Raw genomic sequence first — 12,653 nt, forward strand, 5'->3', positions numbered from 1 at the left:
TGCCCGGTCGCACCATCTCCACGCCCCAGTTGGGCAACACCCAGGACGTGGCGCTGCGCTGGTTCGCCGAGGAGCAGGGGTGGGACATCGACACCGAGGGCGGTGGCGAGCTGTCCATCCTGCCGCAGGACAACGCCGAGATCATCGACACCTTCGCGCTCGGTGAGATCGATGGGGCGTGGGTGCCCGAGCCGCACCTGAGCCGTCTGGTCCTGGAGCAAGGCGCCGAACTCCTCGTCGACGAGAAGGACCTGTGGCCGGAGACCGATGGTCAGTTCGTCACCACCAACCTGATCGTCAACGCCGAATTCCTGGAGGAGAACCCCGACACCGTCCGGGATCTGCTGCGCGGCCACGTCGAGACGGTCGACTGGATGAACGACAACTCCGAGGAGGCCCAGGAGGCGACCCTCGCCCATCTGGAGTCCCTCACCGGCGGAGACCTCTCCCCGGAGGTCGTCGCCTCCGCCTTCGACAACGTCTCCTTCACCGTCGACCCCATCGCCCCCTCGCTGCGGGGCGGCGCCGAGCACGCCGAGGCCGTCGGTCTGCTCGACCCGGTGGAGCTGGAGGGGATCTACTCGCTCGAACCGCTCAACGAGATCCTCGCCGAGGAAGGGCGCGAGGAGGTCGAGGGCTTCTAGTGCTTTCACAAAACCTACTTCTTAAGTAGAGTTTGTTCGTACCGCTTCAGACCTCGAAGGACCCCCGACATGCGTGTCCGCCCGAACCCACCGAGAGTCGTCTCCGCCGGCCCGGTGGGTCTGGAAGGCGAAGGGAAACAATGAGCACCATCACCGAGCCCCGCACCGACACCGATGCCGTGCGGATCGACGACATCTCCAAGGTGTTCGGACGCGGCGGTGGCGCGGTCACCGCCATCGACGGGATGTCCGTCCACGTGGGGGAGGGCGAGTTCCTGGCCATCCTGGGCGCCTCCGGGTGCGGCAAGAGCACCCTGCTCTCCCTCGTCGCGGGCCTGGAGGACCCCACCACCGGCAGCGTGGACGTGGGCGGGCACCGTGTGGCCATGATGTTCCAGGAGGCCGCGCTCTTCCCCTGGCTCACGGTCGGGGCCAACATCGAGATCCCGATGAAGGTCAACAAGGTTCCCAAGGCCGAACGCCGCAGGCGCGTGGCCGAACTCCTGGACCTGGTGCGACTGACCGGACTGGAACGCAAGCGTCCCCACGAACTCTCCGGCGGCATGCGGCAACGCGTGGCCCTGGCCCGGGCCCTGGCCCAGGACGCCGACGTCCTGCTCATGGACGAACCCTTCGGCGCGCTGGACGCCATGACCCGTGACATCCTCCACGACGAACTGGAACGGATCTGGCGGGAGAAGTCCCTGACCATCATGTTCGTCACCCACAACGTGCGTGAGGCGGTGCGTCTGGGCGATCGGGTCGTGTTGCTGTCCAGTCGTCCCGGGCGCATCATCTCCGAGTTCGAGGTGGAGGGTGAACGCCCTCGCCGCATCGACTCCGCCCTGATCGCCGAACAGGCCGCCGCCATCACCGATCGACTCCGCGAGGAGGTCTCACGCCATGCCTGAGACCCAGAACAGGGGCGGCGCGGTCCAAGGCCTGGACGCCCTGGAACTGCGGCCCGAACGCGGCACCGACGAACGGAGCGCGGCCGAGACCGCGGGCAGGATCTGGGCGGCCACCTGGCCCAAGCTCGCCGCCGTCGCCCTGGTGCTGTTGGCCTGGCAGGCCGTGGTGTGGAGCGGCTGGCGTTCCGAATGGGTCTTCCCCGGCCCCGACCGGGTCCTGCCCACCCTCTTCGGTGAGATCACCACCCCCGAGTTCTGGGAGGCCGTACGGGTCACCATGCGGCGGGCCTTCATCGGCTTCGCGCTGGCCCTGGCCGTGGGCGTGGTCATCGGTCTGGCGGTGTCGCAGTTCAAGCCGTTGCGGGTGGCGATCGGCTCGCTCATCACCGGCTTGCAGACCATGCCGTCGATCGTGTGGTTCCCCTTCGCGATGCTGCTGTACGGCATCAGCGAGTCCGCGATCATGTTCGTGATCATCCTGGGCGCCGCACCCTCGATCGCGGGTGGTCTGACCTCGGGTATCGACTACGTACAGCCGTCGCTGCTGCGCGCCGGCAAGGTCATGGGATTGCGCGGGGCACAGCGGTACCGGCTGCTGATCATCCCCGCCGCGCTGCCGATGTTCGTCACCGGGCTCAAACAGGGCTGGGCGTTCGCCTGGCGGTCCCTGATGGCGGGTGAGCTGCTGGTGATCATCAACCAGCAGAACTCGATCGGGTGGGCGCTGAGCCAGGCGCGCCAGCTCAACGACGCCGAACGCCTGCTCAGCTACATCGTCATCGTGCTGGTGATCGGGATCCTCATCGACGTGTTCTTCAACTGGGCCGACCGTTCCCTGCGCCGCAGGTGGGGCATCACCCAGTAACAGGGCCAAGGAGATGGGGGCCGCGCCGTGCGTGCGCGGCCCCCATCACGTCGAGGGTGGTGCTCAGGGGCCACCATCGCGGCCGGGATCAGCCGTAGGCGGCGTGGTACAGCTCCACGACCTCCTCGGCGGTGGGCACCCGCGGGTTGTTCCCCGGCGACCCCGACGCCAACGCCTGCCGCGCCATCAACGGCGCCAGCTCCCACCAACGCTCCGCGTCGATTCCGTGACCGCGAGGGGAGGGCACCTCCAGTTCCTCGTTGAGCAGCCGCAACTCCCACACCAGCGCCCCGGTGGCCTCACCGTCCGTGCTGCCCGGCGCCGCCATCCCCATCGCCCGAGCACAGTCGGCGTAGCGTTCCGGCGCCGAACCCACCGAGAACTCCGTGACCGTCGGCAACAACATCGCGTTGGACAACCCGTGCGCCACCTTGAAGTGCGCGCCGATCGGCCGGCTCATCCCGTGCACCAGGGCCACACTGGAATTGGAGAAGGCCATACCGGCCTGGGTCGCGCCCACCATGACCGCCTCCCGGGCGGTCCGGTCCGCGGGGTCGGCGTACACCGACCGCAGGTGGGCGAAGAGCGTGCGCATCGCCTCCCGGGCCAGGCCGTCCGAGAGCGGGTTGGCCTTGGTGCTCACGTACGCCTCGATGGCGTGGGTCAAGGCGTCCACCCCGGTGTCGGCGGTCAGCCGGGCCGGCATCTCCAGGGTCAGTTCGAAGTCGACGAGCGCCGCCCGCGGCAGCATCGCCAGACCCGAGCACAGCATCTTCTCGTCGGTCTCCACGTCGGTGATGATGCTGTAGCGGGTCGACTCCGAGCCCGTGCCCGCGGTGGTCGGCACCGCGACCACCGGAAGGGCGGGCGTGTCGGTGACCACCGGAGCCTTGTAGTCGCGCATACGACCACCGTGCGCGCCGAGCAGGGCGACGGCCTTGGCGGTGTCGATGGGGCTACCGCCGCCCACTCCCACCAACGAGTCGAAGTCGCTCTCCCGCAGAGCCCGAACCCCCGCGTCCACCACCTCGGTGGTGGGGTCGGGCACGGTTCCGGTGAAAACCCCGGGTGAGATCCCGGCCCGCTCCAACCGGCTCAGGATCTCGTGGAAGAAGGGTCGGGAGGCGACGAAGGGGTCGGTCACCAACAGGGGACGGGACAGGCCGAATGAGTCCAGGACCTCGGCCAGTTCGGTCGAGGCCCCCGCACCCACGCGTAGAACACGGGGCAGGGCCAGTGAAGCGGGCACGTCGAGTACCTCCGGGGGTCGGGAGTACGGGCTTGGTACCCCGACCGGGATCACCGACGAGGCACGGATCAACGCCCCGTTACCTACCCTCTCGACCCGTTCGATTCCTCCAAGACGCGGTCCGTTTCCGGACCGCGATCTCGGCGCGCGCCTTCGCCCCTGCTGACCACGACGAAGGGGGCCGGGCGCCGTCACGGCGCCCGGCCCCCTGACGGTCCGTGCGGATCAGCCGTTCACCAGCGGGGTGTCCACCAGGTGTTCGGCCACGAACCACGCCTCCAGTTCGTTGGTGCGGATCACGTCCGAGACCAGCACGTCGTTGGTGCCGTCGTCACCCAGCTCCTGCACGCGCGCGGCCGCGTCGTGGGCCTCCTCCAGGACGGTCTCGTGCGCCTCCAACAGACGGGAGAGCATCGCCGGGACCTCCTCGACCCCGTTCGGCGGACGCGGGACATTCGTGATCTCCGCGACGTGCCGGGGGTCGCCCACGGCCACGCCGCCCAGGGTCTGGACACGCTCGGCGACGGTGTCGATCAGCTCCAGCTGTTCGTCGGCGTGCTTGTCCATGAGCAGGTGCAGCTGGTAGAAGGTCTGACCGCGCATCAGCCAGTGGTGCTTCTTGTAGAGGTCGTGCAGGATGCGGGTGTCGCACAGGACCTGGTTGAGTCGCTGACACGAGTACATCCGGGTGTCGTAGGACAACCCGACCGGAAGTTGGCGGACCGTCCCGAACTGCTGGATCTCCTCACCCCGCTGATGGAGCCACGGCTGGCTGCTGCGCGGCTTGGGTGTGTTCGTGCGCTGATCGGCGGTCGTCACGACCGATCCCCCCTTGCGAGTCGTTGGCGGAACGAGTGTGGACACGCTCCGCCTGCCAGTCTCGGACACCGATCGTTGTCACCGGAGAAACGGCACCCCATGGTGGGGCAAGGCTTTACCCGGCCGGCCGGAACACGCCCTACCGGCCCGGGTCGAAGGTCACCGGCAGCGCGAACAACCCGTGCATGATCATGCTCGGCCACCAGCGCAGCTCGGATTCGGGGACTCGGAGCCGCGGCCCGGACAGACGGTCCAGGACCGCGCCCACCGCGACCCGTGCCTCCATCCGCGCCAGTTGCGCCCCGACGCAAAAGTGCGCCCCGTGCCCGAAGGAGAGATGGGAGGAGCCCCGTTCGAGGTCGAAGGTGTCAGGATCCTCGTACCGCTCCGGGTCACGCCCGGCGGCCAACAGCGACACCAGAACGGGTTCGCCCGCCTCCAGCCGAACCCCGCCCACGGTGGTGGGCCGGGCGGGGAACCTCCAGGTCGCGTTCTGCAGCGGGCTCTCCAACCGCAGCGACTCCTCGATCGCCGGGCCGAGCAGGGACCGATCGTCGCGGACGCGTTCCCACAGGTCGGGGTGGCGCAACAGGGTCAGCAACATGTTGCCGATCAGCGCCACGGTCGTCTCGTGTCCGGCCACCAACAGCAGGAACGCGGTGGAGGTCACCTCGTCGCGGGTGAGGTCCCCGGCGCGGTGCGCCTGTACGAGGTCGTTGAGAAGGTCGTCGGTCGGTTCGGCCAGTCGGGCGTCCACCAACGACCCCAGGTAGGAGTCGAACCAGTCGGTCGTAGCGGCGATCGCCTCGATCTCTTCGTAGGACGAGGAGTCGATCACCGCGGCCTGACGGTGGAACTCGGACCGGTCGGTCTCGGGCACCCCGAGAACGTCGCAGATGATCGCGATCGGTAGCGGATAGGCCAGGTCGCGCACCAGATCGGGGTCGGAAGAGGCGACCAACGCGTCCAACAGACGGGCGGTGACCCGTTCGGCGCTCTCCTCCAGCGCCCGCACACGCCTGGGCGTGAAGGCGGCGCCCGCCACCCGACGAAGTCGCGCGTGGTCGGGGGAGTCCACGTTCACCATGCTGCGCCGCAGGCTGTCACGGTGGTCGTAGGGCAGGCCCAACCCGGCCTTGAACCAGGTCTCCTCACCCGCCAGAGGGTCCTTGAGCATCTCGGGGTCGGCGAGCACCTCGCGAGCGTCACCGTAGCGGGTCACCACCCACGCCCACGCGCCGCCGGGCAGGTCCACCCGGTGCACGGGCTCGTTCTCGCGCAACCACCGGTATGCGGGGTGAGGGTCGGCCTCGAACTCGGGGCCGTGCAGGGGCGGAGGAGTGGTGGTCATCGTGGGCCTTCCTCGGGCGGGGGGTGGTCGTGCCGCACGGTTCCTACCCACCCGTTCCGCCTTCCGCACCCCGGCTCCGGCCGGGGCGCGGCGGGCTCAGGGCGCGATGGCACAGGCGGTCTCCAGCACAAACCGCGGCCAGGGACGATGCGGATCGTGTCCGGTCAGTTCACGGATCCGACGCAGCCGGTAGCGCAGGGTCTGGGCGTGCACGTGCAGCTCGTCGGCGGCGATGGTGGCCGCCCCGGACCGGAAGTAGGCGCCCAGGGTATCCAGCAGGTGCCGGTGTTCGAGGTTGAGCAGTGGACCCAGGACCGTGCTGCGCACCGTGGCCGGGGTGACGCCGCCGCCGTTGAGCAGGGCGAGCACACAGGCGTCGGCTTCTCGCAGTAGGCCGTCGTCGCCCAGGGCGTGGGGTGGCGCGGCCTCCAGGGCACCGTCCGCCAGCCGGTAGGCCGCCGACATGTCGCCGAGCGCGCGCGGGGCCAACGCGCATCCCCGCAGGCCCCGTTCCACCATCGCGGCGCTCACGCGCGCGGCGTCCTGGGCCGCGACCAGTACCACCACCCGGCCCGAACGCGTGGTCACCAGTGGGTCCGCGTCGCCCACCTCCCGCAGCAGTTCCAGGCCGGTCGCCACGGTCGCGCCCATCCCTCCGTCGGGTTCGACCACCACCAGCACAGCCGGGTCGGGTGGCGTGATGCCCAACGTGCGCGCCCGGTCGCGGATCGCGCCGGGGGAGGACTGGCGGCCGATGAGCAGGTCGTCGAGCAGGGCGCGGCGGGCCCGTTCCCGATCGGCGTCGAGACGGTCGGCGGCCTCGACGTGACCCTGGGACAGGCTCTCGGAGATCTGGTCGAGGGAGATCAGCCAGAGTTCGCCCAGAGCGAACACGTCGTCGGTGTCGAGTCGATCGCCCGCCCGTTCCCGGATGATCCGCACCGCGGCGGCCGACCCGACCCGGTGCGCGCGCACCACCGCGCCGATGGACCGGCCGTCGGCGGCGCGCGCCCGACCGATGCCCCGCAGCCGCTCCACGTCCTCCTCCGGAAGTCGGTCCGCGCCGCGCACCCACAACTCCATCGAGCGGGTGACCAACCACGACGTGATCGCCCGAACCTCCGCCAGTTGCGAGGCGTGCAGCGCCCGGTACGCGGGCACCTCCGCGTACACCTCGGTGACGATCCGCTCGACCAGCGCGCCACGGTCCCGCCCGAGTTCCGTGCTGACCCGCAGCCGCTCCTCGTGTCCCATTCGTCCCCTCCCGGGTTCGGGCGGGCAGAATATCGCCCCCACCCGCCCGTGGCCGGGTCCGGCCATCCGGGCAAAAGCCGGACCAACAGCGGCGCAGCCTCAGGTTCGCACCCGGGCCGACATGGCAGTATGCGCACAGTGGCCGAACAGGCCACGAAGACGGGGAACAAGGACGACGTACACGGCGACCGGCCGGTCGGGCCGACGGGGGATGAGGACGATGACGGTTCCCGCCATCACACTGAACAATGGGCTTCGCATGCCGCAGCTGGGCTTCGGCGTGTGGCAGGTGCCCGACGACGCCGTGACCGAGGCGGTCCTGGAAGCCCTGGCCGTCGGATACCGCAGCATCGACACCGCGGCCTCCTACGGCAACGAGGCCGGGGTGGGAGAGGCGTTGCGCCGTTCCGGTCTGGCGCGGGACGACGTGTTCGTCACCACCAAGGTCGCCAACCCCGACCACGGCTACGACCGCACCCTGCGCGCCTTCGACGCCAGCGCCGAACGTCTGGGAACGGACGTGGTCGATCTCTACCTCGTGCACTGGCCCCAACCCGGGCACGACCTGTACGTGTCCACGTGGAAGGCGATGGAACGCCTTTACTCCGAGGGTCGGGCGCGTTCGATCGGGGTGTGCAACTTCCACCCCTCGCACCTGGAACGTGTCCTGAAGGAGGGCGGGATCGCCCCCATGGTCAACCAGATCGAGCTGCACCCGCTACTGGCCCAGGCCGAACTGCGCGCCTTCGACGCCGAGCACAACATCGTCACCGAGGCGTGGAGTCCGTTGGGCTCGGGGCGGTTGCTGGAACACCCGCTCATCGTGGAGATCGCCCGGGAGTACGAACGGACCACCGCGCAGGTCCTGCTGCGGTGGCACATTCAGTTGGGCAACGTGGTCATCCCCAAGTCGGTGACGCCCGAGCGCATCCGCTCCAACTTCGAGGTGTTCGACTTCGAGCTGTCGCGGGAGGCGATGGAACGCATCGGGGGCCTCGACGAGGGGCGCCGTTTCGGTCCCGACCCCCAGACCCTGGAGGGCTGAGGCCGGCCGGTCTCAGCGCAGCTCGCGCACCTTTCGGGCGCCGGCCAGCAGGGCCTCGGTGCCGTTACGGCGGGTCCGCGCGACGTAGACGGCGCCACCGACGAAGATCGAGAGGAAGATCCCGACCACGACGATCAGGGCCAGGACGGACAGCACTGTAGAGATCATGCACTCATCGTAGCCGCACGTCCGGTGGTCCCCACAGGGGGTTCCCCGGCTCGTGGGCGCTTGATCACCTGGAAGGGCGACGGATGGAACGCACAACACACGAGATCGTCAACCCGCTGAGTCTGTCCGACCCCGTCGGCTACGCGCACGCGCTCGTGGTGGCCCGAGGCCGCACCGTGTACGTGGGCGGCCAGACCTCGCTTCGCAGTGACGGTGTCATCACCGGGGACTCCGTGGTGCAGCAGTTCGACCAGGCGTTGGCCAACATGGCCGAGGCGCTGCGCGCGGCCGGCGCCGAACCGACCCATGTCGTGAGCATGCGCGTGTACACCACCTCGGTCGACGTCTACCGGGTCAACCTCAAGACGCTCGGTTCGGTCTACCGTCGCCACATGGGCCGTCACTACCCGCCGATGTCGGTCGTGGGCGTCACCGAACTGCTGACGGTGGGGGCCAAGGTGGAACTGGAGTGCGTGGCCGTGGTGCCCGACGGCCACGACGACGGCGAACAGCGGGAGCGTGTCCCCCACGAACTCGTGAAGGAGGTCGACGCACCCGGTGGTCTCTCAGACCGGACCCGTTCCTGAACGGGTCGGCCCCGACCGCACCAGCCACACCGCCATCAGGCGCACACCCAGGCCGGCCAGGGCGCCCGGGCCCACGGGGTCGCCGAACATCGACCAGGTCCACAGCATCGTGGTGGGCGGGGTGAGGTAGAGCAGCGCCGAGACCCGGGCCACGCCGGTGCGCGCCAGGTTGACCCGGTACAACCCGTACCCGCCCAGGGTGGACGGCACCACCACCCAGGCCACCGCCGCCCAGAACCCCGGCTCCACGGGTGGGGCGAGGCTGCCGGTCACCGAGGCCAGACCCACGAACAGCACCGCGCTCACCGAGCACTGCACGGCCAACGCCTCGACCAGGTTCCCGCCGGGTCGGGTCCGACGCTCCACCAGGGTGGCGGCCACCAGCGACAGCATCGCCCCCAACGGCAACAGGTAGGCCCACCAGGGAGACGTCGTGCACACCACCGAACAGCGCCCGCTCACACCCGCCGCCCGTCGGGTCCTGGAGGTCGCCTCCGAGCTCTTCTACAGCCGGGGCATCAACGTCGTCGGCATGGAACTGATCGCCGAGGAGGCCGGGGTCACCAAGAAGACCATCTACGACCGCTTCGGGTCCAAACAGCGCCTGGTCGTCGCCTACCTGCGGGCCCGCGACCAACGGTGGCGCGACTTCCTCACATCACGGGTGGAGGCGCACGACCCGCCCACCGACCGGATCGCCGCCACCTTCGCCGCCCTGGACGAGCGGATGGACCGGGAGAACGAACGCGGCTGCGCCATGGTCAACGCCTACGCCGAACTCTCCGACCCCGAACATCCCGGCCGCGCAGTGGCCGAGGAACAGAAGCACTGGCTACGGGAGCTGTACCGGGACCTGGTCGCGCGGACCGGGGCCGGCGGCCCCGACGCCCTGGCCGACACCCTCGTCATGCTCCACGAAGGGGCGGTGGTCGCCCGCAACGTTACCGGGATCACCGACGCCGCGCACACCGTGAAGGAGGCCGCCCGTACCCTGCTCCGCGCACATGGGGCGGACGGCCTCGATCAGAGGTAACCCAGGCGGGACAGCTCGTTGCGGGCCACTTCGTGCACGTCACCGTGGTCCCGGCGGGACAACCGTTCCTTCCACGAGCCCACCCCCGAGTCGTCGCTCAGCAGTTCACTGGCCGACACCCGAGCCCCGGTGAACCCGCGCAGTTTCTCCGCGGTCCCCACCTCGCCGCCCCGCACGTCCTCGTAGCGCAACGTCAACAGTTGTTCGGCGCCGATCTCGCGGCGCAACGCGGCGGACATGCGCACCGCGCCCCGCCACCGCATCGCGCACTTGGTGGCCGAAGACCCCTCGGTGAACCGCTCCAGGTCCGATTCCTCCTCCAGCCCGAAGAAGTGGTTGGGGAACTCGTGCTCCAGCTTCATGAAACTGGGTTTGAGCCAGGCCAACGATCGCTCGTCCTCCAGCATGTCCGCGACGACGTCACGGCCATCGCGAATGATCTGCACGAACAGGGCGTCGGAGAAGGCCGACTGCAGGGCGTTCGCGCTGTAGAGCAGGTCGGGGCTGGCGTCGCCGTAGCGACGCACGTCGGAGCTGTGCTCGCACGGCTCCGACGCCGTGTTCGCGGGCACCCGGGCGTACGGGCCCGGGCACTTCGGGCAGGTCAGGGGGGTGAGCTGCCAGGCCTCCGCGTAGGCCTCCCGGAACAGGCTCGCGGTGGCCGAGGCCTTCTCCGAGGCGAGGGAGGGGCGCCTGGCCACCGCGTAGACGGTGTTGAGCACCCCGGAGGAGCCGGCTCCCATGTGGAAGCCGGGCGCGCGGGACAGGGCACGGGCGATCAGCGGAACCCCGGAGTGGGGGGCGCCCAGCACGAACACCGGGCGTTGGACCTTGGTCCCGTTGACCACGAGAATGTAGGACTGCTTCATGATTGTGTGCATTTTGGCACCCTTTGCCCCCCTCGTGCGCATCGGTGGGGCAATGCGACCACCCGCCCCACACGTACCTGAGAGTACGACCTCGGTTCCCGGTCGGGCCCGCAGCTCGCGGGCAGGCCGTGCGAAAGGGGGATCGCGGGCGCTGTAAGAATGGGGTATGGCCTCGATGACCGACGACACCGCGAGCTTCGCCGACCCCGAGGGGTTCGAGCACGCCGCCGAACTCCTCGCCTCCGCGCGAGGCATCACCGTCCTGACCGGCGCGGGGGTGTCCACCGACTCCGGAATCCCCGACTACCGCGGCCCCCACGGGTTGTGGACCAACGACCCCGACGCCCAGGCGTTGTCGGACATCGACTGCTACATGGGCGACATCAACGTACGCCGCGAGGTCTGGCTGTCCCGCCGTGCCCACAGCGTGTGGAAGGCCGAACCCAACGACGCGCACCGAGCCCTGGCCGACCTGTCCGCCTCGGGCAGGTTGCGCGCCCTCATCACCCAGAACATCGACGGCCTGCACCAGCGTGCGGGGGTCCCCGACGAGCAGGTCATCGAGGTGCACGGCACCATGCTCCGGGTGATGTGCATGGCATGCGGGCTGCGCACACCCAGCGCCGCCGTGCTCGCCCGCCTCGACGACGAGTCCGACCCCCGGTGCGTGGTGTGCGGAGGGATCCAAAAGTCCGACACCATCTCCTTCGGTCAGCGACTGAACCCCGAGGTCATCGAGAGCGCCGCCGAGGCCGCCCGCGACTGTGACGTGTTCCTGGCCATCGGTACGTCCCTGACGGTGCACCCGGTCGCGGGGCTGTGCGACGTCGCCATGATGTCCCGCTCCGCCCTGGGCATCATCAACGCCGAACCCACCCCCTACGACGACTACGCCGGTGCCGTGCTGCACGACCCCATCGGCCAGGTCGTCCCCGCCCTCATCAAAAGGGCCCTGGCCGGTTGAACACGCCCCGGGGGACCGTCAGAAGATCTCGAAGTATAGGTCGCCGCTCAATGCGTCGAGTTCGCCGTTCGCATCCTGGTCCAAATAGGTGAGGATCTCTCCATGCAGGCGTTGAAAAGATTCTCGGACGGCCGGAGCGGCGCCGGTCGTCTGGATGCCCGAGTTCAGCGATTCCCGAACCTTCGACTTCAGCTTCTTCCGGATTCGAGATCCGAGATGGGGCGGCCACGCACGAAGATCTTCCATGACTTGGTGCAGGGTCAGTACTGTGACGGAATCTAGCTTTCCCTTGAAAAGAAGATGCTCATAGGCCCTCAACCGATCCTCGACCTCGGGTATGGACAGCTGGTCCACAGTCGTGAGCCGCAATTTGAGGACTTCGTGCGCCTCTATCCAAGAACGCTCCTCACCGTCCACGTACCAGGTGCCCAGGTCATGGGAGACATACTTCAGGTAGGGGGAAAGGATCAGCGCCATGCGCGAACCCGTTCCGTTGGCCTGCAGGGCCAGGGACCGCAGCATCTGGTGCGCGACCGTCCCGGCCGGGACCTCGACCTGGTAGGGGTCGGTGATGAACGGTTGCACGTCGATGTCCCCGCGCAACTCGAACCCGACGCTCTCACCCACATTGAGTGGACCACCGGACTCCCGATCCAGGACCGTGACCGCGTCCACCCCGGCCCAGAAGCCCAAATGCCGGATCCGCATCGTCTCCAGGATCCCGAACCACTGGGAGGCCGGAAGGCCGCGCCACAGTGACACCACCTTGCGCCAGGAGTGCCAGGGGTCGTTCGATTCGGAGAAAAGCTTCGGCAAGGGGACCGGCCCCTCGGCGAGCAGGACCAACAGGGTGATCAGGTTCGCCGTGTAGCAGGCCTCCCGTATGGCGATCGG

13 protein-coding genes and 2 pseudogenes are annotated in these 12,653 nt (G+C 69.1%); 7 read left to right on the forward strand and 8 right to left on the reverse strand.

Annotated elements, in window-relative coordinates:
- The 3 genes from K8V84_RS19335 to K8V84_RS19345 form a co-directional block, all read left to right on the forward strand.
- Nucleotides 1-644, forward strand: a 644-nt coding sequence (locus tag K8V84_RS19335) for an ABC transporter substrate-binding protein (RefSeq protein ID WP_304076963.1), incomplete at its 5' end; no start/stop codon positions are given.
- 140 nt (nt 645-784) lie between these two features.
- A complete protein-coding gene (locus tag K8V84_RS19340; RefSeq protein WP_304076966.1) occupies nt 785-1,555 on the forward strand; it encodes an ABC transporter ATP-binding protein in 771 nt (256 codons plus the stop codon).
- Nucleotides 1,548-2,420, forward strand: a complete 873-nt coding sequence (locus tag K8V84_RS19345; protein WP_304076969.1) for an ABC transporter permease — start codon at nt 1,548-1,550, stop codon at nt 2,418-2,420. Before K8V84_RS19340 ends, K8V84_RS19345 begins: the two co-directional genes overlap by 8 nt.
- A gap of 88 nt (nt 2,421-2,508) precedes the next feature.
- Here the strand turns inward: K8V84_RS19345 and K8V84_RS19350 are convergent, their stop codons facing one another.
- From K8V84_RS19350 to K8V84_RS19365, 4 genes are all read right to left on the reverse strand, one after another.
- On the reverse strand, nt 2,509-3,669 hold the full coding sequence (locus tag K8V84_RS19350) for an iron-containing alcohol dehydrogenase (RefSeq protein ID WP_304076972.1): 1,161 nt from the start codon (nt 3,667-3,669) through the stop codon (nt 2,509-2,511).
- 225 nt (nt 3,670-3,894) lie between these two features.
- Entirely contained in the window at nt 3,895-4,488 is a 594-nt protein-coding gene (locus K8V84_RS19355; protein ID WP_304076975.1) for a Dps family protein, read from the reverse strand.
- A 139-nt stretch (nt 4,489-4,627) separates the two neighbouring features.
- Nucleotides 4,628-5,839 carry a cytochrome P450 gene (locus K8V84_RS19360; protein WP_304076976.1) on the reverse strand — a complete coding sequence of 404 codons (1,212 nt, stop codon included), beginning with the start codon at nt 5,837-5,839 and terminating at the stop codon, nt 4,628-4,630.
- Between the two features lie 96 nt (nt 5,840-5,935).
- Nucleotides 5,936-7,093, reverse strand: coding sequence for a CdaR family transcriptional regulator (locus K8V84_RS19365; RefSeq protein ID WP_304076978.1), 1,158 nt, complete (start codon nt 7,091-7,093; stop codon nt 5,936-5,938).
- A gap of 220 nt (nt 7,094-7,313) precedes the next feature.
- Here K8V84_RS19365 and K8V84_RS19370 point away from each other — a divergent pair, with 220 nt between their 5' ends.
- Nucleotides 7,314-8,138, forward strand: a complete 825-nt coding sequence (locus K8V84_RS19370; RefSeq protein WP_304076980.1) for an aldo/keto reductase — start codon at nt 7,314-7,316, stop codon at nt 8,136-8,138.
- A gap of 12 nt (nt 8,139-8,150) precedes the next feature.
- On the opposite strand, the gene K8V84_RS19375 is transcribed toward K8V84_RS19370, so the two are convergent.
- Nucleotides 8,151-8,306 (reverse strand): hypothetical protein, encoded by a 156-nt coding sequence (locus K8V84_RS19375; protein WP_304076982.1) that lies wholly within the window; start codon nt 8,304-8,306, stop codon nt 8,151-8,153.
- 83 nt (nt 8,307-8,389) lie between these two features.
- On the opposite strand from K8V84_RS19375, the gene K8V84_RS19380 reads away from it, so the two are divergent.
- A complete protein-coding gene (locus K8V84_RS19380; RefSeq protein WP_304076984.1) occupies nt 8,390-8,893 on the forward strand; it encodes a RidA family protein in 504 nt (167 codons plus the stop codon).
- On the opposite strand, the pseudogene K8V84_RS19385 reads toward K8V84_RS19380, so the two are convergent.
- A pseudogene (locus K8V84_RS19385) lies at nt 8,873-9,322 on the reverse strand (EamA family transporter); the annotation flags it as partial. The gene K8V84_RS19380 and the pseudogene K8V84_RS19385 sit on opposite strands and share 21 nt — an antisense overlap.
- A 4-nt stretch (nt 9,323-9,326) precedes the next feature.
- Here K8V84_RS19385 and K8V84_RS19390 point away from each other — a divergent pair.
- Nucleotides 9,327-9,926: a TetR/AcrR family transcriptional regulator gene (locus K8V84_RS19390; protein WP_304076987.1), complete on the forward strand. Its 600-nt coding sequence runs from the start codon at nt 9,327-9,329 to the stop codon at nt 9,924-9,926.
- Here K8V84_RS19390 and K8V84_RS19395 read toward each other — a convergent pair.
- Nucleotides 9,917-10,795 carry a sulfotransferase gene (locus K8V84_RS19395; RefSeq protein ID WP_304076991.1) on the reverse strand — a complete coding sequence of 293 codons (879 nt, stop codon included), beginning with the start codon at nt 10,793-10,795 and terminating at the stop codon, nt 9,917-9,919. The two genes, K8V84_RS19390 and K8V84_RS19395, sit on opposite strands and share 10 nt — an antisense overlap.
- Before the next feature lie 166 nt (nt 10,796-10,961).
- Between K8V84_RS19395 and K8V84_RS19400 the strand changes: the two genes are divergently transcribed.
- Nucleotides 10,962-11,759 (forward strand): Sir2 family NAD-dependent protein deacetylase, encoded by a 798-nt coding sequence (locus tag K8V84_RS19400; RefSeq protein WP_304076995.1) that lies wholly within the window; start codon nt 10,962-10,964, stop codon nt 11,757-11,759.
- Nucleotides 11,760-11,777: 18 nt separating this feature from the next.
- Here K8V84_RS19400 and K8V84_RS19405 read toward each other — a convergent pair.
- Nucleotides 11,778-12,653: pseudogene (locus K8V84_RS19405) on the reverse strand (hypothetical protein); the annotation flags it as partial.

Source organism: Nocardiopsis listeri, assembly GCF_020741345.1.
Taxonomy (GTDB): domain Bacteria; phylum Actinomycetota; class Actinomycetes; order Streptosporangiales; family Streptosporangiaceae; genus Nocardiopsis; species Nocardiopsis listeri_A.

Bases quoted from the DNA above. Each gene is read 5' to 3' on its own strand.
- K8V84_RS19340 (WP_304076966.1), top strand. From the start codon at position 785: ATGAGCACCATCACCGAGCCCCGCACCGACACCGATGCCGTGCGGATC.
- K8V84_RS19345 (WP_304076969.1), top strand. From the start codon at position 1,548: ATGCCTGAGACCCAGAACAGGGGCGGCGCGGTCCAAGGCCTGGACGCC.
- K8V84_RS19360 (WP_304076976.1), bottom strand. From the start codon at position 5,839: ATGACCACCACTCCTCCGCCCCTGCACGGCCCCGAGTTCGAGGCCGAC.
- K8V84_RS19365 (WP_304076978.1), bottom strand. From the start codon at position 7,093: ATGGGACACGAGGAGCGGCTGCGGGTCAGCACGGAACTCGGGCGGGAC.
- K8V84_RS19370 (WP_304076980.1), top strand. From the start codon at position 7,314: ATGACGGTTCCCGCCATCACACTGAACAATGGGCTTCGCATGCCGCAG.
- K8V84_RS19375 (WP_304076982.1), bottom strand. From the start codon at position 8,306: ATGATCTCTACAGTGCTGTCCGTCCTGGCCCTGATCGTCGTGGTCGGG.
- K8V84_RS19380 (WP_304076984.1), top strand. From the start codon at position 8,390: ATGGAACGCACAACACACGAGATCGTCAACCCGCTGAGTCTGTCCGAC.
- K8V84_RS19395 (WP_304076991.1), bottom strand. From the start codon at position 10,795: ATGAAGCAGTCCTACATTCTCGTGGTCAACGGGACCAAGGTCCAACGC.
- K8V84_RS19400 (WP_304076995.1), top strand. From the start codon at position 10,962: ATGGCCTCGATGACCGACGACACCGCGAGCTTCGCCGACCCCGAGGGG.